The following is a 20779-nucleotide window of genomic DNA, read 5'->3' on the forward strand; positions in this document are numbered from 1 at the left end:
ATGGATTGCGTGAGCGTGACGGCGGCTAGCGGTAGATCGCCGTGACGGGCGCTTCGCCGACGCGCGCATAGCCGCGATACATGCCCTCGGTGTTGAAGGGCAGCACGACGTTGCCGTGCGAATCGACGGCGATCAGGCCGCCGCGACCGTCGATGCGGGGCAGGCGGTTCATCACGACGTCGTTCGCCGCATCTTCGAGCGACGCGCCGCGATAGGCCATCTGCGCGGCGACGTCGTAGGCGGCGACCATGCGCATGAACATTTCACCGGAACCGGTCGTCGAGACGGCGCAGGTTGCGTCGTCGGCATAGCAGCCCGCGCCGATCAGCGGTGCGTCGCCGACGCGGCCCAACTGCTTGTTGGTGATGCCGCCCGTCGATGTCGCAGCCGCGACGTGGCCGTACAGATCGACGGCGACCGCGCCGACCGTGCCGAATTTCTTGTTCGGATCGATCGGTTCGTGAGGCAAGGAGTCTTTCTCCGCGGAGCGCCCGGCTTCGGCGGCAAGCGACGCGCCGTCGTGGTCGAGCATCGCCCGGTCCTGCTCTCGCGCGAGCTGCCACTGGCGATAACGCGCATCCGTATGGAAGTACGACGGATCGACGAATTCGAGGCCTTGTGTCTGTGCGAACGCTTCCGCACCTTCGGCTGTGAACATCACGTGCTCGCTGTATTCGAGCACGTGGCGCGCGGCGACGATGGGATTGCGTACGCGCTTCACGCAAGACACGGCACCGGCTTCGAGCGTGCGGCCGTCCATGATCGACGCATCGAGTTCGTGCGTGCCCGCCGACGTGAAAACCGCGCCATGCCCGGCGTTGAACAGCGGACAGTCTTCGAGCAGACGCACGGCTTGCGTGACGGCGTCGAGCGCGCTGCCGCCGTCGGCGAGCACGCGCTGCGCGGCGACCAGCACGGCGCGCAGTTCGGCGTGATAGCGGGCTTCCGCATCGGGGGCCATCGACGCGCGCACGATCGTGCCCGCGCCTCCGTGAATCGCGATTACCGCGTTGGAAGTCATTGCTTCTTCTTTGCCTTGTTGAGAGTGGGCCGCGTGGCGGATTTCGAATGAGACGTCAGCGTTGATGTGTCGGTGAGCCACGGCAACACGAACTCGGTCATGTTGGCGGCGGCCTGCGCGGAGCGCTTCTTGCGGAACGCAACGGCATCGCACAGCGCTTCGATCACCGCGAGCACGGTCGCTTCCGATGTCGCGGCAAGACGCCGTTCAGCGCGGATAAAAAGCGAGCGCGTGGCGAGCGTCGCGAGCGGCGAGGTCGGGCCGTCTGTCAACGCGAGCACTTCCGCGCCGAGACCGGCGGCGCGGCGCGCGAGTTCAATCGTGTCGTCGACGTAGCGCGGGAAGGCGATCGCGATCACCAGATCGCCCTTGCCCGCATTGAAGAGCCGACGCGCAGCATGCGTCGGCCCGCCGATCAGCGCGAGCGACTGCACGTTGTCGTGATACGGCAGCAGGTTGTGCTCCATCAGGCTCGCGAGAAACGCGCTCGCACCCGAGCCGATGATGAATACGCGACGCGCCGCGATGATGGCTTCGACAGCGGCCTCGGCTGCGGTGTTGTCGATCGCGCCGCGGGTCGTGCCGAGGTTGGTGGCGGCCTGTTCTAGCGACGCGCTGAACAGTTCGTCGCCGTTGGTCTGCGATTCCTGCGCTGAACGCAGACGCTCGACGGGCGCGAGTGTCGCTTCGAAGCCGCGCACGAGCGCTTCACGAAACGCCGGAAAACCGTCGAAGCCAAGCGCACGGGCAAAGCGGTTCGCCGTGGCGACCGACGCGCCGACCGCCGTCGCCAGCTCGTCGATGCGCATGGTGGCGGCGCGAAACTGGTTGGCCAGCACGAACTCGCCCATGCGCCGGTGAACGGGCGTGAGGATCGGCATGGCCGCCGTGATGCGGGCGGCGATGGCGGGCTCGGCGGCAGCGGGCGGGTTGGGGCGCGGCATGGTTGTCGGAGCGATTCCGTCAGGTTGGATCTCGAATGAAAGTGAATTTACATGAAATTTATCTTGTGAAAATAAATTTTCGTTCGGATGGGGGTTTGTACGGGGGAAGGGGGCTCAGCGACTTCTTAGCGCCGACCCCGAGCCGGCGCGATGATTCAGATCAGATTTGGGGATCGCGCAGTGCCGCGTGTGGAGCACTGGGACAAAAGGAGGGCAGCTCGATCACCGTATGGAAAGCGGCCATCGCTCGCAGGCGGTGCCGGTTGGTGTATCGATTGACTGTAAGCGTGCTGGTGTAACGGTGGCTTGTCGCGGGAAGCCTTTAGCCGGGCGTCGCCGACGAATCCGCTTTCGCTTTTGGCGGCGTCGTCGCGGGCCCACTCTGCTGGGGCGCGTCGTGGCTGACCGGCTGGGGTTTGGCATCCACCAGTTCCATTACGTTGCCGCGCACGACGATCTTCACGGGATCGGTTTTTTTCCACTGCTTCCTGGGCACCAATAGCTTCCACGTCGAGTCGCGGTCGGGATTGCGGAAGAACGCCACGACGCCTACGTACTGCGCATCTTCCTTCATAGGCTCGTTGATGCTCGCACTCGCCTCGGGACGCAATACGACGTCACGCGTTGCGAGCAGATCGGCTTTCAGCGCGTTGAGATCGTCGGTTTGCAGTTGCGCGTACTCCAGTTGCTGGAAGCTATGCGCATCCTTCAACTGATACAACCGCACGACCGTCGATAGCGATTGCCCCGCAGCGTTTTCGTTCAACGAAGCACGGCTGACAAGATCGACGCTCATCGTTTTTACCTGTGTCGTGAAGACCCATTTGGCGGCATCGACGGTGCTGTCGGACACTGCCTGCGTCATTCCGCAGCCGGCCAGTGTGATTGCAGTCAACGCCAGTGCGCTCATGCCGAGCGCGTTCATCTTGCTATTCATGTTTTTCGGCTCTGTTCGTTGTGTTCTGCGGATCGCGGCATCGACGTGCCATCGTTGCTGTTGCCCGTCCAGATGCCCAGTTGCACGCGTACGTGTCCGCTGTTACGGTTCAGCGCGCCGGTGCCCGCCAGACGCGTCGTAAAGCCGAGTCGCACGTCGTTCGCATTGAGCTTCTGTTCCGGCATCAGACCGGGCGCGACCTGCATCTCAAGATGCGCCTGCGCTTCGTAACCAAGGTAGAACCGCAACAGCGTCATCACTTCGCGATGCGCGTGATGTCCGGGAAGCAGTGCAAGCACGGACTCGCGTGTTTGCGGCGTGAGCGTGATGCGCACGCTGTTGCTTCTGTCGTGAAAGCCACGGCCCAGTAGACAGGCTTCGCCGAGCGCCATCTGCTGATCACCGCGCACCGCGATCCAGACGGGATGAAACTCATCGACTTCCACATGCGCATCGGCTACGGCGTGACGCAGAATGCCCGCCAGACCTTCGGCCGTGCGTGTCTTCTGACCGGCGAGACCGAGCATCGACAGGAGTTTGCGCGGGCCGACCGTGCGCGCGATGTCAGGCGTGCCAATGCCGAGTCCCGCGTAGCTGAGCAGATACTGCGAAATTTCATCAACGCCATCCGGTCTGAAACCGGCCGGATAGCGATACTTGCGCCACACGCGGTAGTACTGCGTGACGACGCGGTGATGGAACAGATCGAGAAAGCCGGCGAGCGGCTCGGCGCCTTCGCGGTTTTGCGCGATCTCGTCGGCGAAGTACGACGGCATGCGCGCATCGACGCCATAGAGGCCGAGAAACGTGGTGATGACGGAAGGTGGTTTCGACGGATCGTCTGGGTCGATTTCCGTCGCGTCGATTTCACGGCGCGGGAATCCGAAGCGGCCGTGCGAGCGGAAACGAACAGGCTCGTCCGCCGGCGAATCCGTCGTGCCGAGCGGCGGCTGATTGGGCGCTGCCAGTTCGATGAGCTGGCAGAAGCGGAAGAAATTCATCTGCGACGCGTGATCGAGCAGCGCGGACAACAGTGGGCGATCGGCCGCTTGGGGCGGCGTGGCTTGCCGGCCGTTCAAAACGGTGCTCCTTCGCCCTTGGTGTCCGGCCATTCGATGCGCCGGCCGGTCGGTTGCGACACGATCACGAGCCTGGTGTAGAGGTTGAGCGACGCATAGAGACCGAGAAAGCGGTTCAACATGCCGCCGAACAGTTCGAGATCGCCATTGCCGGCGAAGCGGCTGCTATCGATGGTCACGACGATTTCGACGCCGCGTTGCAGGCCGCCGCGCACCAGTTTCTGCAGCAGGTGGTGTTGAACATCGGTGATCGCGTCGATGCGCCGCCGGTTCAGTTCGCCGTCCGTCCAGTCATATAGCGCGAGACTGCCGCGCAGGATCTCGGCGTTGAGCAGCGACAGATAATTCGGCGCGAGATGCGATAGCACGCGCCACTGGAAGCGGTCGCCAGTCGGCGGGTAGACGGGCAAGGTTGGTGCGCAAAGGTTACGCACGGCACCAATGTTCGTAAAACCGCCGCGCATGCGCGTGATGCCTGCTTCGCGCAGTGCCTTGCGCGGCAGCATGCCATTGGTGCCCGTCACCGATAGCGATAGCGTTTCCTTTGGCAGCGCCTCCGCACGCTCCCATGCATGCCCGCCGAGCACCAGCCACGTGTCGAGCCGACCCGCTGGCCCGCGACGCACGCGGGTATGAAAATAACGCTCGGGCATTTCATGGCGCAGCATGCCGCCGCGATGGCGAAACGCCGCAAACGGCACATATTCGAAGCGCTGACCTGTGCCCGCATCGAAACCCTGAACGGTATCGACCGAATAGACCTCGACGCTCGCGCCATATTGCTCGCGCGCGTTGACGCGGTATTCGGTCTCGAACTGCGTGACGGTGACGGGCGCAGCTTCGAGGGCAAACAGATTGATGATGGGCGTGCAGAAGAGGCGAACGTTTTGCGCGTTGAAGCGCATGTCGTCGGGATACGGCTGAGCCATGACGATCTCGACGTCGACGTGCGTGGCGGCAGCGGGGATGGCCTGAATGTCGAGACCGAGCAGATCGACAAACATGAACTTCTCGGGAAACGTGAAGTACTCGAGCAGCAATTGATATCAGGAAGCGCATACCGTTTCCCAACTCAAAGGATCGCCGCCGGGCTATGTGGGCTACGGCCAGGGCGGCGTGCTGACGGAAGCCGTGCGCCAGCGGCCATACAGCGTGGTCCTGCTGGACGAGGTCGAAAAAGCGCACCGTGACGTGCTGAATCTGTTCTATCAGGTATTCGATCGCGGCTTCATGCGTGATGGCGAAGGCCGCATCATCGACTTTCGCAACACAGTCATTCTGATGACGTCGAATCTCGCCAGCGAGCAGATTGTCTCGGCTGCCGATCTCACGGGCCGCACGCCAGATGAAGCTGACGATACGACGCTTTCCGGCAACGCGCCAGTCAGTGACGCGACGTTGATAGAGCTCATCCGTCCCACGTTGCTGCAACACTTTCAGCCCGCGTTGCTCGCACGTTTTCAAACGGTGATCTATCGGCCGCTTTCTATTGCTGCACTCGCGAGCATCGTGCGCATGAAGCTCGACAAGGTCGCGCAGCGGATCGCGAAACGCTTCGATGCGGAACTGATCTGCGACGTCACGCTGATCGATGAGATTGTCGAGGCCTGCCGAACACCGGACTCGGGCGCACGGAATATCGATAGCCTGCTCGATCGGCAGATTCTGCCCGTGCTCTCACGCGAACTACTACTGCGTTCAGCGCACGGAAAACTGCCGGCGACGATACGGTTGTCGTCGAACAAAACGGAATGCGTGGTCATCGATTTCGAAGAGGTCTCGCCTCACGCGGAGTTCGCGCTATGAGCGGCGGCGCCCCCGGACTGTTCGAAATGGTGACCGGGCACTTTGCTAACGGCGTGGCCGTCGACGAATTCGACGCGCAAACGCAAACGTTCCTGTCCGTTCAGGACAATATCCATCGCATCCTGAATAGCCGCCGCAACGGTCTCGCGCATCTGCCGGACTATGGTCTTGACGATCTGTCCGAGATTTACCGGCATTTGCCTGCATCGGCGCACAAGTTGCGGCGCGAGATCGAGGTGACGCTGCTCAAATACGAACCGCGCCTATCCAGCATCGATATCAGTATCGAAGAGACCGATCCCGACATGCTGTTGAGCTTCACGATGTCGTGCCATCTACGCAGGCAAGGCCTGGTGCGTTTCGGCACGCACTTCGCTCCGGACGGCCGCACCGTGCTGAAGATGTTGAACCGGGACATCGACCGCTACTGATTCGAACGACGCCGCGCCCACCCCTTCGCGCTATCATCTCAGTCTTCCACGGTTCAACGACATCAGCCGGATATGGCAAGAGACAACACGACAGGAGTGGGACGCAGGAGCGCCGGGCAGCAGGCGGCGCGCGACGCATCGGCCGACGAGGACGCCGCGCGCAGCGCGGAAGGCGCAGAGTCCGCCGACGAGGAAAGCGGCGGCGGCTCGACATATCTCGTTCCTGGCCTCGAACGCGGCTTGCGCATCCTTTCCGAGTTCTCCGCGCGTGAACCCGTGCTCGGCGCACCTGAACTGTCGAAGCGCATTGGCATTCCGCGCACGACGACATTCCGTCTGCTGCAAACACTCGAAGCACTCGGTTTTCTCGAACGCGCGACGGGCGACCGGCATTTCCGCCTCGGCGTCGCGGTGCTGCGCCTCGGCTTCGAATATCTGAGTTCGCTGGAACTGACCGACTTCGGTACCCCGATTCTCGAACGCCTGCGCGATCAGACGGGCTTGAGCACGCATCTGCTGATTCGCGATGAACGCGACGTGGTGTTCGTCGCGAAGGCACAAACGCATGATCCGATGTTCAGTTCGGTGAAGGTGCATGTCGGCACGCGGCTGCCCGCGCATGCAACCGTGCACGGCCAGGTGTTGATGGGCGATCTCTCGCTGATGCAGTTGCGCCAGCTTTACCCTGAACAGCAGCTTGAACGCTTTACCGATCGCACGCCCGCAACCGTCGACGAACTGTACGAACGCATCCGCGAAACGGCGGCGCAGGGCTACGCGCTCAGCGAGGCATCGTTCGAGCGCGGCATTTCCGTGGTCAGCGCGCCCGTGCGTGACCAGACGGGCAAGATCGTCGCGGCCATGACAGTGACCGTGCCGCGTTCGGATATCGGCGACGACGAACGTGTGCCGCTCGTCGCGAAGGTGTGCGGCGCAGCGCTCGATCTGTCGGCGCGCCTGAACTATCGCGCGCCGGCTGACGATCCGACGCTCGTGCAAACGCGTCGATAACAGGCGTGCGGAAATAAAAACAGGCGGCTCGCGAGCCGCCTGTTTTATTTCATGCCTGAGAACGCTTTATCAGGTCATCGTTCAGAACGAGTGGTGAATACCCGTCAGCACGATCGCCTGATTGCGGCCACCCGACACGCCCGCCGTGAAGAACGCGGCGTTCGCATTCTCGTTCGCGTGCTCGTACAGCACGTTCACGTAGACCTGCGTGCGCTTGGACAGCGCATAGATATCGCCGATTTCGAATTGCGTCCAGCGACGGCCCGACAGCGTCGTCGTCGCAGCGCCGCCAGCGAGCGTGTTGGCGGGCGTGAACTGGTAGTTCGCACCCGCGTCCCAGCTCTGATACGTGTCAGAGAATCCATTCGATTGCAGCTTCACACGCGTATAGAGCGCGTGCACGAGCAGCTTGCCCAATTGATACGACAGGCCCGCGCCCATGTTCTCGACCTTGTCGGCGGAATAGCTCGCGGCGGCTGCACCTTGAAACGTGGTGATGCCTGTCGTGACGATCGAAGGCGTGCGGTTGTGCTCGTTCGAGTACACCGCGGCGGCCTTGAACGGGCCGTTCACGTAGTTCACGCCGAAGCTCATCGTCTTGCCCGTCGAGAAGTTCGTCGTGTTGCCAAGGCCCATCATCGCACCGACCGTGAAGCCCGCGTAGCTGACTGACTTGAACTTCACCGAGTTGTCGAACGGCACGACGCCCGTGTCCGCCAGTTCGTCGATGTTGCCGGGGTGGAACGCATACCAGCTCGCCGCGAGATAGCCGGTGCTGAGCGGGCCGAGCATGTCGAAGTTGAATGGCGTCTGGTGGCCGAGCGTGATCTGCCCGTACTGATCCGAGCTGATACCGACATACGCCTGGCGGTTGAACAGCGTGCCCGCCTTCGCAAAGTTGCCGGTGTTCGTATAGAAGCCGTTTTCCAGCTGGAAGATCGTGTGCAGACCGCCACCCAGATCTTCGACGCCGCGCAGGCCCCAACGGTCCGGCTGCATATTGCCCTGTTCTTCCATCCACTTCGTATGGCCGCCGACGTTGCTCACGTAAGCAATGCCAGCATCGAGACTGCCGTACAGCGTGACGCTGCTTTGCGCCCACGCCGTCGATGTCACCACAAGTCCTGCCACGCCGGCAGCGATGATGCGTTTCACCCTTGGTACTCCTGATCGTGTGGTCGATATCCGGCCGTGCCGGTTTCTCTTCCCTTGCCTGTCATCTCTGTGGATGGCCTTCTGGTCACCTGCTCTGTCGGCTATCCGCTCTTTGTTCCACCTATGGGCATATGTATCGCCTATGGAAAGTATAGAGAGTCAATTGAGCGAACAAAAAAGTTTTTGCGACGGTGAAAACCCTCATTCATCAGATGACCTTCGATGCCGTACGCGCGCGCACTTTATGCGCAGCAAGTCCTTGATTTGGCCCGCTTTACGGTGTTCTTACGTTGCGAAAAAGCCGCTGTCGGTGTTTTCCCTGGAAGCGCAGAATTTTTATTTTGTCCGTACGAACACGATCCTATAATTGACCATACATAAACTGATGTTCCTTAGGTGGAACGTCAAACGGACGGAACCGGTTGGTCGGAGAAGGTGAGAAATGAGTGAACAGTGGCTTTGCGCCGGACACGCCGGCGCGCTTTCCGAAGACGCGCCCGTCGAGTTCAAGCTCGGCGACGGCAAGGAAATCGGCATCTACAAGGTGGGCGATGAGCTCTACGCCCTCGAGAACGTCTGCCCGCATGCGTATGCGCTGCTGACGCAAGGCTTCATCGACGGCGACACGGTCGAATGTCCGCTGCACGAAGCTGTTTTCCATATCCCGACCGGCAAGTGTCTGAAAGAGCCGGGCGGCCGCGACCTGAAGACGTACGCCGTGCGCCTCGCGGGTGAAGAAATCCAGATCAAGGTGGAATGACATGAAAGAAGCCGTCGTGAACTTCAATCCCTTCCTGAAGCCGTGGCTCGCGCCGCAGCCGAACAACGTCGCCGGCAAGGGCGTGATCGAGAAGCCGGGCGAGACCGGCAACATGATCTGGCAGACGCGCAAGGCGGAGCCGACGCAGTACGAAAACGACTTCGGCGACGCGCTGGAGCAGGTGTTCGAAGCAGGTGCAACGGAGTTGCATGAAGTGGTGGCCGGCCTGAACAGGGTCGGGTTCCGCACGCCGGAAGGCGCGCAGTGGAGCGAAGAGCGTCTGGCCGCAGAACTGCGGCTGCTCGCGGAATAAGCGCTTCACGTCCACCCCAAGCGAACACGGAGTTTCCCCATGACGTCCCTCAATACAACGAACCCCGCAGCCGATCCGATTCAGGCGTATCTCGACCGCGGCATCAAGAACTACTGGTATCCCGTTGCGCCGAGCTGGCAAGTCGGCAACGCGCCGATCGGCCTCACGCGCCTGAGCGAACAGATCGTGCTGTGGCGCGATCAGGAAGGCAAAGTCCATGCGCTCGAAGACCGCTGCCCGCACCGCGGCGCGCGTCTGTCGCTGGGCTGGAATCTCGGCAATCGCGTTGCGTGCTGGTATCACGGCATCGAAGTGGATGGCTCCGGCACGGTTCAGTCAGTGCCTGCCGTATCGGCGTGTCCGCTCGAAGGCCAGAAGTGTGTGAAGTCGTATCCCGTCGAAGAACATGCGGGCGCGATCTTCCTGTGGTTCGGCGACGATGCACACAAAGAGCCGACGCCGCTGTCGCTGCCTGAAGAACTGGTCGGCGCGGAGTACTCGCAGTTCCTGTGCGTGTCGAACTGGAAGTGCAACTATCAGTACGCGATTGACAACGTGATGGACCCGATGCACGGCGCGTATCTGCACGCGACGTCGCACTCGATGGCCGAAGGCGACAAGCAGGCCGACATGCGTGTGCGCAAAACCGAGACTGGCCTCATGTTCGAAAAGGTCGGCCAGCGCGACGTGAACTTCGACTGGGTGGAACTCGGCGAAACGGGCGGCCTGTGGATGCGCCTCGCGATTCCGTACAAGAAGAAGTTCGGCCCTGGCGGCAGCTTCGGCATTATCGGTTTTGCCGTGCCTGTCGATAACGACAACTGCCAGGTCTATTTCTGGCGCACGCGCAAGGTGAGCGGCTGGCAGCGCGACGCATGGCGTTTCCTGTATCGCAATCGCCTGGAAGGTCTGCATTGGGCGGTGCTGGAGCAAGACCGCTATGTGCTCGAAAGCCTCGCGCCGAACGCGCGCGAGCACGAATTCCTCTATCAGCACGATGTCGGCATGACGCGCGTGCGCCGCATGCTGCGTCAACGCGCGCAACAGCATTTCGCCGATCTCGACGCATTCAAGGCGAAGCAGGCGGAAGCGGGCGCACAGGCGTCGACGGGGCACGCACATGCCTGACATGACGCTCCCCAGCATGAGCGGACGGCGTGTCGTCGTAACGGGCGGTGCGCGCGGACTCGGCGCGGCGTTCATCGAAGCGCTTGCTAAAGCAGACGCGCAAATCGTATTCGGCGACGTGCTCGAAGCGGAAGGCCGTGCGCTTGCGGAGAAACTCGGCGCAAACGTGCACTTCATCGCGCTCGATCTCGCGAACCCCGACAGCATCGCTGCATTCGTCGCACAGGCCGCGCAGAAGATGGGCGGCATCGACGCGCTGATCAACAACGCTGCGATCACCAACTCGGGCGGCCGCTTCGCCGAAGAGCTGAGCACGCAAACGTGGGACGCGGTGATGAACGTCAACGTGCGCGGCACGTGGCTGATGTGCACGGCGGCGCTGCCGCATCTGCGCGATTCGAAGCGCGGCGCGATCGTCAACATCGCATCCGATACGGCGATGTGGGGCGCGCCGAAGCTGCTCGCTTATGTCGCCAGTAAAGGCGCAGTGATTTCGATGACACGCTCGCTCGCACGCGAATTCGGCGCGCACGGCATCACGGTGAACGCGATTGCACCGGGCCTGACGGAAGTCGAAGCCACTGCATACGTCCCTGCCGAGCGCCACGAGTACTACCTGAAAGGCCGCGCATTGACGCGCGCGCAGGTGCCCGATGACGTCACGGGTCCCGTGCTGTTCCTGCTGACGGATGCCGCGCGCTTCGTGACGGGCCAGTTGCTGCCCGTGAACGGCGGCTTCGTAATGAATTGACCTTGCTCGAACGAGCGAACCACATGGAGAAAACAATGGCCGACGCCGATCTCGAACGCAAATCGTGGGATCAACCCGCCGACGCGAGTTTCGAACAATGGCTGGATTCGCGTGTTGCGCGCTTCGAAACGCGCCGCTACGACTGGGACGCCCTGAAGTTCCAGGCCGACTACGACCCGAAGTATCGCCGCGCGCAAATGCGTTATGTCGGCACAGGCGGCACGGGTGTCGCTAAAGACGTGAACACCGTGCCCGCAGGCGGCTTCACGTTTTCGACGATGGTGATTCCCGCCGGCAACATCGGCCCGAGCCACATTCATACCGATGTCGAAGAAATCTTCTTCGTGCTGCGCGGCAAGATGAAAGTGATCTGCGAGCGTGATGGGCAAACGTGGGAAGCCGTGCTCGGCGAACGCGATCTGATCTCGGTGCCGCCGGGCGTGTATCGCACGGAAATCAATATCGGTGAAGAAGACGCGCTGATGTGCGTGATGCTTGGTTCGTCGAAGCCGATCACGCCGACGTATCCGCCCGATTCGCCGCTCGCGAAGATCAAGCGCGACCTCGCGAAGTAAAGCAAGGCACCTCACTCACTAAGCGAAAACGAAACGAAGCCCATGTCCGCAACACTGCCCGTCACCGTTGATCGAACCGTCACGCTGGAAACGCGCCTCTCGCACTTCCCGGCACAGCGGATCGAGATTGCGCCGCAACGCGCGATCGGCTATCGCGAAGCGGGCGCGGCGCATGCCGGTGCGTTGCCGCTCGTGCTGCTGCACGGGATTGGCTCGGGCGCGGCTTCGTGGGTGCAGCAGCTTGAAGTACTCGGCACGGCGCGCCGCGTGATCGCGTGGGACGCGCCGGGTTACGGCGAGTCGACGCCGGTTGAATCCGCTTCGCCTCAAGCGTGTGAATACGCCAACGCACTCGAACAATGGCTCGACGCGCTCGGCATCGAACGATGCGTGCTGGTCGGTCATTCGCTCGGCGCGATCATCGCGGGTTCGTACGCGGCACAGCACGCGGAACGCGTGGCGGGCTTGCTGCTGATTTCACCCGCAGCGGGTTATGGCGCGGCGTCCGAAGAAGTGCGTGCATCGAAGCGCGACAGCCGTCTCGCGATGCTCGCCGAACTCGGCCCGCAAGGACTCGCCGACACACGCAGCGCCAACATGCTGTCGGCGCACGCCGATCCTGCATCGCGCGACTGGGTGCGCTGGAACATGTCGCGCATCATGCCGCACGGCTACGCGCAGGCGACGCATCTGCTCGCCAACGCGGACCTCGCCAGCGATGTCGCGAAGTACACGGGCCGTATCGCCGTCGCGGTCGGCGCGGAAGACGCGATCACACCGCCGTCGTCGTGCGAGCGCATCGCACTCGCGGCACACACACGCTTGCAGATCATCCCGCGCGCGGGTCACGCGGGCTACATCGAAGCAAGCGAAGCATACACCGCGCTCATCGACGCATTCTGCCGCGCGAGCGACGGCCAATGGAGTAAAGCATGACCCCCGAATTGACGGGCAATGCGCCCGACGCAGAAGAAGACCGCAGCGACGCGAACTATCGCGTGCCCGGTCTGGAACGCGGCCTGCGCATTCTCACTGAATTTTCGCCGCGCGAGCCGGTGCTCGGCGCGCCCGAGTTGTCGAAGCGCCTCGGCATTCCGCGCACGACGGTGTTCCGTCTGTTGCAGACGCTCGAATCGCTCGGCTTTCTGGAGCGCGCGGATCGCGACCGCAACTATCGCCTTGGCGTCGCGGTGCTGCGCCTCGGCTTCGAATATCTGAGCTCGCTCGAACTCACTGATCTCGGTTTGCCGCTAATCGAAGGGCTGCGCGACTCAACGGGTCTGACGACGCACATCGTGATCCGCGATGGCCGCGACGTGGTGTTCGTCGCGAAGGCGCAAAGCCACGCGCCCGTGTTCAGCTCGGTGAAGGTGAACGTCGGCACCCGTCTTCCCGCGCATGCAACGACGCACGGCCATGTGCTGATGGGCGATCTGTCGCTCGCCGAACTGCGCGTGCTGTACCCGGAGAAGACGCTCGAGCGCTTCACAAAGCACACGCCGGCGACCGTTGAAGAACTGTATGAACGCGTGAAGGACGACGCCGTGCGCGGCTTCGCGATCAGCGAATCGTCCTTTGAAAACGGCATTTCCGTGATTTCCGCGCCGGTACGCAACGACACGGGTCGCATCGCCGCCGTCATCACGACGACGATTCCGCGTCCGCAGATCGATGCGGCGCTGCTCGACGGCGGACTGATCGACAAGGTGCGCACCGCAGCGGAACAACTGTCGCTGCGGCTGAACTACCGGCCGACAGCGGAAAGCCGATACATGAAGGCATTGGGACTGTGATGATTCAAATCGATCTGACAGGACAGGTTGCAGTGGTGACGGGCGGTTCGTCCGGCATCGGTCTCGCAACGGCTGAACTCTTTCTGCGCGCGGGCGCATCGGTGGCGATCTGCGGACGCGATACCGATCGTCTCGCGAGCGCCGAAGCTGCGCTGCGCAAGCAATTTCCGCAAGCGCAATTGCTCGCCGCGCGCTGCAACGTGCTCGATGCGGACGAAGTCACGCAGTTCGCAAATGACGTGCAGCAACGCTTTGGCCGCACCGACATGCTCGTGAACAACGCAGGCCAGGGCCGCGTGTCGACCTTCGCCGATACGAGCGACGAAGCATGGCGCGAAGAACTCGACCTCAAGTACTTCAGCGTGATCCGTCCGACGCGCGCCTTTCTGCCGATGCTCACGCAAGCCGCGCAGCAAGGCAACGGTTCGATCGTCTGCGTGAATTCGCTGCTCGCACTGCAGCCCGAGCCGCACATGGTCGCGACTTCTTCGGCGCGTGCAGGTGTGCAGAACCTGATCAAGTCGCTGGCCGTCGAATTCGCGCCTCAAGGCATTCGCGTGAATTCGATTCTGATCGGCCTGGTCGAGTCGGGTCAGTGGCGACGCCGCTACCAGACGCAGGCGCAGCCGGGCCAAAGCTGGGAAGACTGGACCCGCGAACTCGCGCGCAAGAAGAACATTCCGCTCGGCCGTTTAGGCCTTCCCGAAGAGGCCGCCCAAGCTCTCTTTTATCTCGCTACACCCCTGTCGTCGTACACGACGGGAAGCCATATCGATGTTTCCGGAGGCGTTGCACGTCATGTCTAACAAAACCACCGTCGGCGAGCTGATCGCCGCTTTCCTCGAGCAGTGCGGCGTCAAGACTGCTTTCGGCGTGATCTCCATTCACAACATGCCGATCCTCGACGCGATCAACACACGCGGCAACATCCGCTATGTCGGCGCGCGCGGCGAAGCGGGCGCGCTGAACATGGCCGACGGCCTCGCGCGTGTATCGGGCGGCCTCGGCGTCGCGTTCACGAGCACGGGCACGGCTGCGGGCAACGCAGCGGGCGCGATGGTCGAAGCGCTGACGGCAGGCACGGCACTCGTGCACATCACCGGTCAGATCGAAACGACGTATCTGGATCAGGACCTCGCGTACATCCACGAAGCGCCCGATCAACTGACGATGCTCTCGTCGATTTCGAAAGCAGCGTACCGCGTGCGCTCCGTCGATACGGCACTGGCGACCGTGCGCGAAGCGGTGCGTGTCGCGCATACGGCGCCGAGCGGCCCCGTCAGCGTCGAGATTCCGATCGACATCCAGGCAGCTGAAATCGAATGGCCCGCCGATATGACTGCGCCGCACATCACCACGCTGACGCATGACACGAAGCGCGTCGAGCAACTCGCCGATGAACTCGCGAAAGCGAAGCGCCCGTTGCTGTGGCTCGGCGGCGGCACGCGTCATGCGCGTGCGCAGGTCGAGCGTCTCGTGAAGCTCGGCTTTGGTGTGGTGACGAGCGTTCAAGGCCGCGGCGTGCTGCCGGAAGATCATCCCGCGACGCTTGGCGCATTCAACGTGCAGCCGACCGTCGAGAATTTCTACAGAACATGCGACGCCATGCTCGTGGTCGGCTCGCGTCTGCGCGGCAACGAAACGCTGAAGTACAAGCTTGCGCTGCCGCAGCCGCTGTTCCGTGTCGACGCCGATGCGCTTGCTGACAACCGCGGCTATCGCAACGAACTGTTCGTGCACGGCGACGCGGCCGAAGTGCTCGATCAACTGGCCACTCTGCTCGAAGGGCGCATGAAGATCGACCCGGCGTTCGCAGGCGATCTCGCTGCCACGCGTGAAGTCGCTGTCGCTGAAACGGGCAAGGGGCTCGGGCCGTACAAGCGCCTCGTCGACGTGCTGCAACACGCGGTGGGCCGCGACTACAACTGGGTGCGCGACGTGACGATCTCGAACAGCACGTGGGGCAACCGCATGCTGAAGATCTTCCAGCCGCGCGCGGGCGTGCACGCACTCGGCGGCGGTATCGGCCAGGGCATACAGATGGCGATTGGCGCGGCGCTGGCGAATGCGGCATCGAAGACGGTGTGCCTCGTCGGTGACGGCGGCCTGATGGTCAACGTCGGCGAACTGGTCACGGCCGTGCAGGAAAACGCGAACGTGATGATCGTGCTGATGAACGATCAATGCTACGGCGTGATCCGCAACATTCAGGACGCGCACTACGGCGGTCGCCGCTGCTACGTGCAACTGCATCAACCGGATTTCGCGCAGTTCTGCGCGAGCTTCGGCCTCACGCACTACCGGATCTCGTCGCTCGATCAGGCCGAAGCGATCGTTCGCGAAGGCATGGCGAAGGCAGGTCCCGTGATGGTCGAAGTCGACATGCTGTCGATCGGCTCGTTCACGACGGCATTTGCAGGTCCTCCTGTGCGCAAGCAGGAGCCGGAACATGCCTGAAGCCATTCACGCTGCTAACGCTGCCAACGGTGCCGCCATGAACAACATGCCTATCGACATCGCGATGATCGGTTTCGGTGCAATCGGCCAGACCGTGTATCACGCGGTTGCCGCCGATCCGCAAGTGCACGTGTCGCATGTGATCGTGCCCGAGCATCAGGCCGATGCCGTGCGCGAGCAGGTCGGGCCGGATGTGGATGTCGTGTGGTCCGTCGATGCGTTGAAGTCGCGTCCGCAATTCGCGCTCGAATGCGCAGGGCACGGCGCGCTGGTCAACCACGTCGTGCCGCTGCTGAAAGCGGGCACGGATTGCGCGGTTGCATCGATCGGTGCGCTGTCGGACCTCGCGTTGCTCGACGCGTTGAACGCCGCCGCCGATGAAGGTCACGCGACGGTGACGCTGTTGTCGGGCGCAATTGGCGGTATTGACGCGCTCGCTGCTGCGAAGCTCGGTGGCCTCGACGAAGTGCAGTACATCGGCCGCAAGCCGCCGACGGGCTGGCTCGGCTCGCCCGCCGAACAGGTCTGCGATCTGCACACGCTGACGGAAGCGCGTGTGATCTTCGAAGGCAGCGCGCGTGAAGCGGCGCGTCTGTATCCGAAGAATGCCAACGTTGCCGCGACTATTGCGCTGGCAGGCCTCGGCCTCGATCAGACGACAGTGCGCCTGATCGCCGATCCATCCGTGACGCGCAACGTGCACCGTATCGTCGCGCGCGGCGCGTTCGGCGAGATGTCGCTGGAAATGAGCGGCAAGCCGCTACCCGACAACCCAAAGACCTCTGCGTTGACTGCATATAGCGCGATCCGTGCGCTGCGCAATCGCGCGGCTCGCTGCGTGATCTGAAGATCCGATAGATCCGATAGCTAAAGGAAGTACGACATGCCCCACACGGACATCATTTCGAGCCTCGTACCCAGCGCCGATATTCTGATCGGCGGCGAGTGGAAGCGCGGCCGCGGCGCGCTGTACGCGAGCGTTTATCCGGCAGACGGCTCGGTGAATGCCGAGATCACGACGGCCGACGCCGACGATGCACGCGAAGCGATCGAAGCCGCCGACATCGCCTGGCGCAAGCCGAACTGGTCCGGTCTGAAGCCGCATCAGCGCGCGTTGATCCTGTATCGCATCGCCGACCTGATCATGGCGAAGCACGAAGCGCTCGCACAACTGCAGCGCCGCGACAACGGCAAGCCGATCAGCGAGACGCGCGTGCTGGTCGCGAGCGCGGCGAACACGTTCCGCTACTTCGCCGCCTGCCTCGAAACGCTCGACGAAGAAGTCACGCCTTCGCGCGGCGACTATCTGACGATGAGCGTGCATGAGCCGATCGGCGTGATCGCGGCGATTACGCCTTGGAATTCGCCGATCGCGTCCGATGCGCAAAAGCTCGCGCCCGCGCTGGCGGCAGGCAATGCCGTCGTGCTGAAGCCGGCCGAAGTGACGCCGCTCGTATCGCTGGCGCTCGCGCGCATCTGCGAGGAAGCTGGCGTGCCGAAGGGCGTGTTGAGCGTATTGCCTGGCAAGGGCTCGGTGATCGGCGATGTGATGGTGCGCCATCCGCTCGTGAAAAAAGTGTCGTTCACGGGCGGCACGGAAGTGGGACGCGGTATCGCGCGCATCGCGGCCGACAAGCTGATGCCCGTGTCGCTCGAACTCGGCGGCAAGTCGCCGACGATGGTCTTCGAAGACGCCGATCTCGATCATGCGGTGAACGGCGTGCTGTACGGCATTTTCAGTTCGTCGGGCGAGGCGTGCATCGCGGGTTCGCGTCTGTTCGTGCAACGCTCGATCTATCCGGAGTTCATGAAGCGGCTCACGGAAAAGGCGCGTCAGTTGCGCGTCGGCGATCCAGCGAGCGAGAACACGCAGATGGGTCCGCTGATTACGGCGAAGCATCGCGAATCGGTTGAGCGTTACGTCGCGCTGGGTCTCCAAGAAGGCGGACGTCTGTTGTGCGGCGGCGAGCGGCCTGTGGGCAACAACCGCGAACAGGGCTACTTCTATCAGCCGACAATTCTCGAAGGCCTGACGAACAGCGCACGCATCTGCCAGGAAGAAATCTTCGGACCGGTGCTGGTCGCCATGCCTTTCGACGACGAAGCGTCGTTGATCAAGGAAGCGAACGACAGCGTATTCGGTCTCGCCGCCGGCATCTGGACGCGCGACTACAAGCGCGCATGGCGCGTCGCGCGCGCCCTTGAAGCAGGCACGATCTGGATCAACACATACAAGCTGTTTTCGATCTCGACACCGTTCTCAGGCTGGAAAGAAAGCGGCATGGGCCGCGAGAAAGGCCGCCTGGGCATTCGTGAGTACATGCAGCAAAAGAGCCTCTACTGGGGCTTGAACGACGCCCCGCTCGCGTGGGCGAACTGAAGAGGCACGCAACATGAGCATTCTCGGCATTGAACAGATTACGTACGGTGTGACGGATCTGGAGACCTGTCGGCGCTTTTTCGCCGATTGGGGCATGAAGGAAACCGGGCATAACGAAACGCGCGCGCGTTTCGAAACGCTGAACGGCTGCACGGTGCTCGCCGTCCTGGCCGACGATCCTTCGCTGCCTCCTGCTTTCGAAGAAGGTCCGACGCTGCGCGAAGTGACGTGGGGCGTGGCCACGCCCGCTGATCTCGACAAGTACCGTGCGAGCCTCAAAGGCGCGCAGGGCTATTACTCGAACGACGATGCGGTCGGTTGCATCGATCCGAACGGCATGGCGATCCGCATTGAAGTGACGCGCAAGCGCGATGTCGACGTGCATGGCTCGCTGTCGAACGTGTGGGGCCAGACGTTGCGCGTCGATACGCCCAGCACGATCTATGAGCGCGCGGAACCCGTCGAAGTGGGCCACGTCGTGTTCTTCACGAACTGTCTCGCAGAGCAGGAGAAGTTCTATCACGAGCGGCTCGGCTTCGAGACGTCGGACCGTTATCCGGACCGTGGCGCATTCATGCGCTGCGCGCCGCACGGCGGCCATCACGATCTGTTCCTGCTGCAACTGCCGACAGGCAAGCGCGGCCTGAATCACGTCGCGTTCACCGTGCGCGACATTCATGAAGTGTTCGGTGGCGGCATGCATATCAGCCGTTGCGGTTGGGATACGCAGCTTGGTCCGGGACGTCACCCCGTTTCGTCGGCTTACTTCTGGTACTTCCAGAATCCGGCGGGCGGTCTGATCGAGTACTACGCGGACGAAGACCAGTTGACGCCCGAATGGCAGCCGCGCGAATTCGAACCGGGCCCGACCGTGTTTGCCGAATGGGCAATCGATGGCGGTATCGACGGCAATACGCGCCGTCAGAAGAATGCGAAGGCGCCGGAAGGCAAGTTCATGACGGAGCGCAAACATGACTGACGCTGCCAACACACATGTCGCGAGCAATGCGGACGCGCCGCAAACCATCGTCGTGATCGGCGGCGGGCAGGCTGCGGGCTGGGTCGTGAAGACATTGCGCAAGACCGGCTTCGAAGGCCGTCTGGTGATGATCGCAGATGAAATTCATCTGCCGTATGAACGGCCGCCGCTTTCAAAAGCCGTGCTGTCCGGTGATGCCGATATCAACACCGTGCGTCTCTTCGCAACCGATGATTTCGCTTCGCTGAATGTCGAAGCATGGCAGCCGGATGTGGCGACGCAGATCGATCGCGAGCAACGCATTGTGCGCACGCAGACGGGTCGCGAAGTGCAGTACGACCGGCTCGTGATCGCAACGGGCGGCGCGGCGCGCAAGCTGCCGGCGTCGCTCGTGAAGACGGATCACATCGCCTATCTGCGCACGCTGGATGAAGCGTCCGCGCTCGGCGAGCGTTTGCGCAAGAGCCAGCATGTGCTCGTGATCGGCGGTGGATGGATCGGTCTGGAAGTGGCTGCGACGGCGCGCAAGCTTGGCGTTGCGGCAACTGTGGTGGAAGGCGCGCCGCGTTTGTGCGCGCGTTCGCTGCCGCCTTCGGTGTCGGACTTCCTGCTGGATCTGCATCGATCGAATGGCGTCGATGTGCGTTTGTCCGCTGCGTTGACCTCGCTCGATACGCATCCCGAAGACGACAGCAAGGTTCGCGCAACGCTCGGAGATGGCACGGTCATCGACGCTGATTTCGCAGTCGCGGGAATCGGTCTCACGCCGCACACGTCGCTTGCCGAAGCGGCAGGTTTGCCGGTGAACGACGGCATCGTCGTCGACGAGCACGGCATGACGAACGACCCGTGCGTCTTCGCATGTGGCGACGTTGCCAATCATCCGAGCGCGTGGCTGAAGCGCCGCGTGCGGCTGGAGTCATGGGCGAATGCGCAGAACCAGGCGATCGTCGTCGCGAAGGCCGCGCTCGGCCAGTTCGAGCCGTATGCGGAGATTCCGTGGTTCTGGTCGGATCAGTACGACGTGAACCTGCAGATTCTCGGCGACATTCCCGCCGATGCACAACTCGTCGTGCGCGGCGATGTCGGCGCACGGCGCGCGACGCTGTTTCATGTCGCAGACGGCGGCGTGCGCGGCGTGATCGCGATCAATACGCCGCGCGACCTGAAGCTCGCGCGCAAATGGATGACCCAGGGACGCACGGTCGATGTCGCGGCTCTGGCCGACGCCGACAAGGCACTCGCATAACCCCAGTACG

General features: G+C 62.7%; 20 protein-coding genes and 2 pseudogenes. 16 read left to right on the forward strand and 6 right to left on the reverse strand.

Annotated features, from left to right (window positions below; genetic code table 11):
• Positions 1–25: 25 nt before the first annotated feature.
• From G3O01_RS25815 to tssF, 5 genes and pseudogenes are all read right to left on the reverse strand, one after another.
• Complete coding sequence (locus tag G3O01_RS25815) at positions 26–1021, reverse strand: isoaspartyl peptidase/L-asparaginase (protein ID WP_205809415.1); 996 nt, start codon at positions 1019–1021, stop codon at positions 26–28.
• Positions 1018–1965 carry a MurR/RpiR family transcriptional regulator gene (locus G3O01_RS25820; RefSeq protein ID WP_205809417.1) on the reverse strand — a complete coding sequence of 316 codons (948 nt, stop codon included), beginning with the start codon at positions 1963–1965 and terminating at the stop codon, positions 1018–1020. The genes G3O01_RS25815 and G3O01_RS25820 overlap by 4 nt, the downstream gene beginning before the upstream one ends.
• 322 nt (positions 1966–2287) lie before the next feature.
• A complete protein-coding gene (gene tssJ / locus G3O01_RS25825) occupies positions 2288–2902 on the reverse strand; it encodes a type VI secretion system lipoprotein TssJ (RefSeq protein WP_205809426.1) in 615 nt (204 codons plus the stop codon).
• The gene (tssG, locus tag G3O01_RS25830; RefSeq protein WP_205809535.1) at positions 2899–3903 is read right to left on the reverse strand and encodes a type VI secretion system baseplate subunit TssG; all 1005 of its coding nucleotides are present in this window, start codon (positions 3901–3903) and stop codon (positions 2899–2901) included. Before tssG ends, tssJ begins: the two co-directional genes overlap by 4 nt.
• Positions 3904–3977: 74 nt before the next feature.
• A pseudogene (gene tssF / locus G3O01_RS25835) lies at positions 3978–5027 on the reverse strand (type VI secretion system baseplate subunit TssF); the annotation flags it as partial.
• Here tssF and G3O01_RS25840 point away from each other — a divergent pair.
• The 3 genes and pseudogenes from G3O01_RS25840 to G3O01_RS25850 form a co-directional block, all read left to right on the forward strand.
• Positions 5026–5787: pseudogene (locus G3O01_RS25840) on the forward strand (AAA family ATPase); the annotation flags it as partial. The pseudogenes tssF and G3O01_RS25840 sit on opposite strands and share 2 nt — an antisense overlap.
• Positions 5784–6218 (forward strand): type VI secretion system baseplate subunit TssE, encoded by a 435-nt coding sequence (gene tssE, locus G3O01_RS25845; RefSeq protein WP_205809436.1) that lies wholly within the window; start codon positions 5784–5786, stop codon positions 6216–6218. The pseudogene G3O01_RS25840 and the gene tssE, both read left to right, overlap by 4 nt.
• Before the next feature lie 72 nt (positions 6219–6290).
• The gene (locus G3O01_RS25850) at positions 6291–7229 is read left to right on the forward strand and encodes an IclR family transcriptional regulator (RefSeq protein ID WP_205809445.1); all 939 of its coding nucleotides are present in this window, start codon (positions 6291–6293) and stop codon (positions 7227–7229) included.
• An 81-nt stretch (positions 7230–7310) separates the two neighbouring features.
• Here the strand turns inward: G3O01_RS25850 and G3O01_RS25855 are convergent, their stop codons facing one another.
• A complete protein-coding gene (locus tag G3O01_RS25855) occupies positions 7311–8384 on the reverse strand; it encodes a porin (protein ID WP_205809447.1) in 1074 nt (357 codons plus the stop codon).
• 442 nt (positions 8385–8826) lie between these two features.
• Here G3O01_RS25855 and G3O01_RS25860 point away from each other — a divergent pair, with 442 nt between their 5' ends.
• Genes G3O01_RS25860 through G3O01_RS25920 form a run of 13 tightly spaced genes read left to right on the forward strand, consistent with a single transcriptional unit; the run spans position 8827 to position 20769 of the window.
• Positions 8827–9144 (forward strand): non-heme iron oxygenase ferredoxin subunit, encoded by a 318-nt coding sequence (locus G3O01_RS25860; RefSeq protein ID WP_205809449.1) that lies wholly within the window; start codon positions 8827–8829, stop codon positions 9142–9144.
• 1 nt (position 9145) lies between these two features.
• Positions 9146–9457 (forward strand): recombinase-like helix-turn-helix domain-containing protein, encoded by a 312-nt coding sequence (locus G3O01_RS25865; protein ID WP_205809451.1) that lies wholly within the window; start codon positions 9146–9148, stop codon positions 9455–9457.
• 39 nt (positions 9458–9496) lie between these two features.
• Complete coding sequence (locus G3O01_RS25870; protein WP_205809452.1) at positions 9497–10585, forward strand: aromatic ring-hydroxylating dioxygenase subunit alpha; 1089 nt, start codon at positions 9497–9499, stop codon at positions 10583–10585.
• Between the two features lies 1 nt (position 10586).
• Entirely contained in the window at positions 10587–11336 is a 750-nt protein-coding gene (locus G3O01_RS25875; protein ID WP_205809454.1) for an SDR family oxidoreductase, read from the forward strand.
• 35 nt (positions 11337–11371) lie between these two features.
• Positions 11372–11911: a cupin domain-containing protein gene (locus G3O01_RS25880; RefSeq protein ID WP_205809536.1), complete on the forward strand. Its 540-nt coding sequence runs from the start codon at positions 11372–11374 to the stop codon at positions 11909–11911.
• 42 nt (positions 11912–11953) lie between these two features.
• A complete protein-coding gene (locus G3O01_RS25885; protein WP_205809462.1) occupies positions 11954–12847 on the forward strand; it encodes an alpha/beta fold hydrolase in 894 nt (297 codons plus the stop codon).
• Positions 12844–13704 carry an IclR family transcriptional regulator gene (locus G3O01_RS25890; RefSeq protein WP_205809465.1) on the forward strand — a complete coding sequence of 287 codons (861 nt, stop codon included), beginning with the start codon at positions 12844–12846 and terminating at the stop codon, positions 13702–13704. The genes G3O01_RS25885 and G3O01_RS25890 overlap by 4 nt, the downstream gene beginning before the upstream one ends.
• Positions 13704–14510: an SDR family oxidoreductase gene (locus tag G3O01_RS25895; RefSeq protein ID WP_205809467.1), complete on the forward strand. Its 807-nt coding sequence runs from the start codon at positions 13704–13706 to the stop codon at positions 14508–14510. Before G3O01_RS25890 ends, G3O01_RS25895 begins: the two co-directional genes overlap by 1 nt.
• The gene (locus tag G3O01_RS25900) at positions 14503–16161 is read left to right on the forward strand and encodes a thiamine pyrophosphate-binding protein (RefSeq protein WP_205809468.1); all 1659 of its coding nucleotides are present in this window, start codon (positions 14503–14505) and stop codon (positions 16159–16161) included. Before G3O01_RS25895 ends, G3O01_RS25900 begins: the two co-directional genes overlap by 8 nt.
• Positions 16154–17008: an aspartate dehydrogenase gene (locus tag G3O01_RS25905; RefSeq protein WP_241024265.1), complete on the forward strand. Its 855-nt coding sequence runs from the start codon at positions 16154–16156 to the stop codon at positions 17006–17008. Before G3O01_RS25900 ends, G3O01_RS25905 begins: the two co-directional genes overlap by 8 nt.
• 36 nt (positions 17009–17044) lie before the next feature.
• Positions 17045–18541 carry an aldehyde dehydrogenase gene (locus G3O01_RS25910; protein ID WP_205809470.1) on the forward strand — a complete coding sequence of 499 codons (1497 nt, stop codon included), beginning with the start codon at positions 17045–17047 and terminating at the stop codon, positions 18539–18541.
• 13 nt (positions 18542–18554) lie between these two features.
• Positions 18555–19520: a VOC family protein gene (locus G3O01_RS25915; RefSeq protein WP_205809479.1), complete on the forward strand. Its 966-nt coding sequence runs from the start codon at positions 18555–18557 to the stop codon at positions 19518–19520.
• On the forward strand, positions 19513–20769 hold the full coding sequence (locus G3O01_RS25920; RefSeq protein ID WP_205809481.1) for an FAD-dependent oxidoreductase: 1257 nt from the start codon (positions 19513–19515) through the stop codon (positions 20767–20769). The genes G3O01_RS25915 and G3O01_RS25920 overlap by 8 nt, the downstream gene beginning before the upstream one ends.
• Positions 20770–20779 lie beyond the last annotated feature (10 nt).

Origin of the sequence: Burkholderia sp. Ac-20365, from assembly GCF_017104715.1 — a bacterium.
In the GTDB taxonomy this organism is placed as follows: Bacteria; Pseudomonadota; Gammaproteobacteria; order Burkholderiales; family Burkholderiaceae; genus Paraburkholderia.

Bases quoted from the DNA above. Each gene is read 5' to 3' on its own strand.
- G3O01_RS25815 (WP_205809415.1), bottom strand. From the start codon at position 1,021: ATGACTTCCAACGCGGTAATCGCGATTCACGGAGGCGCGGGCACGATC.
- G3O01_RS25895 (WP_205809467.1), top strand. From the start codon at position 13,704: ATGATTCAAATCGATCTGACAGGACAGGTTGCAGTGGTGACGGGCGGT.
- G3O01_RS25820 (WP_205809417.1), bottom strand. From the start codon at position 1,965: ATGCCGCGCCCCAACCCGCCCGCTGCCGCCGAGCCCGCCATCGCCGCC.
- tssG (WP_205809535.1), bottom strand. From the start codon at position 3,903: ATGAATTTCTTCCGCTTCTGCCAGCTCATCGAACTGGCAGCGCCCAAT.
- G3O01_RS25890 (WP_205809465.1), top strand. From the start codon at position 12,844: ATGACCCCCGAATTGACGGGCAATGCGCCCGACGCAGAAGAAGACCGC.
- G3O01_RS25900 (WP_205809468.1), top strand. From the start codon at position 14,503: ATGTCTAACAAAACCACCGTCGGCGAGCTGATCGCCGCTTTCCTCGAG.
- G3O01_RS25905 (WP_241024265.1), top strand. From the start codon at position 16,154: ATGCCTGAAGCCATTCACGCTGCTAACGCTGCCAACGGTGCCGCCATG.
- G3O01_RS25860 (WP_205809449.1), top strand. From the start codon at position 8,827: ATGAGTGAACAGTGGCTTTGCGCCGGACACGCCGGCGCGCTTTCCGAA.
- tssE (WP_205809436.1), top strand. From the start codon at position 5,784: ATGAGCGGCGGCGCCCCCGGACTGTTCGAAATGGTGACCGGGCACTTT.
- G3O01_RS25850 (WP_205809445.1), top strand. From the start codon at position 6,291: ATGGCAAGAGACAACACGACAGGAGTGGGACGCAGGAGCGCCGGGCAG.
- G3O01_RS25915 (WP_205809479.1), top strand. From the start codon at position 18,555: ATGAGCATTCTCGGCATTGAACAGATTACGTACGGTGTGACGGATCTG.
- G3O01_RS25870 (WP_205809452.1), top strand. From the start codon at position 9,497: ATGACGTCCCTCAATACAACGAACCCCGCAGCCGATCCGATTCAGGCG.
- G3O01_RS25880 (WP_205809536.1), top strand. From the start codon at position 11,372: ATGGCCGACGCCGATCTCGAACGCAAATCGTGGGATCAACCCGCCGAC.
- G3O01_RS25885 (WP_205809462.1), top strand. From the start codon at position 11,954: ATGTCCGCAACACTGCCCGTCACCGTTGATCGAACCGTCACGCTGGAA.
- G3O01_RS25865 (WP_205809451.1), top strand. From the start codon at position 9,146: ATGAAAGAAGCCGTCGTGAACTTCAATCCCTTCCTGAAGCCGTGGCTC.
- G3O01_RS25910 (WP_205809470.1), top strand. From the start codon at position 17,045: ATGCCCCACACGGACATCATTTCGAGCCTCGTACCCAGCGCCGATATT.
- G3O01_RS25920 (WP_205809481.1), top strand. From the start codon at position 19,513: ATGACTGACGCTGCCAACACACATGTCGCGAGCAATGCGGACGCGCCG.
- G3O01_RS25875 (WP_205809454.1), top strand. From the start codon at position 10,587: ATGACGCTCCCCAGCATGAGCGGACGGCGTGTCGTCGTAACGGGCGGT.
- tssJ (WP_205809426.1), bottom strand. From the start codon at position 2,902: ATGAATAGCAAGATGAACGCGCTCGGCATGAGCGCACTGGCGTTGACT.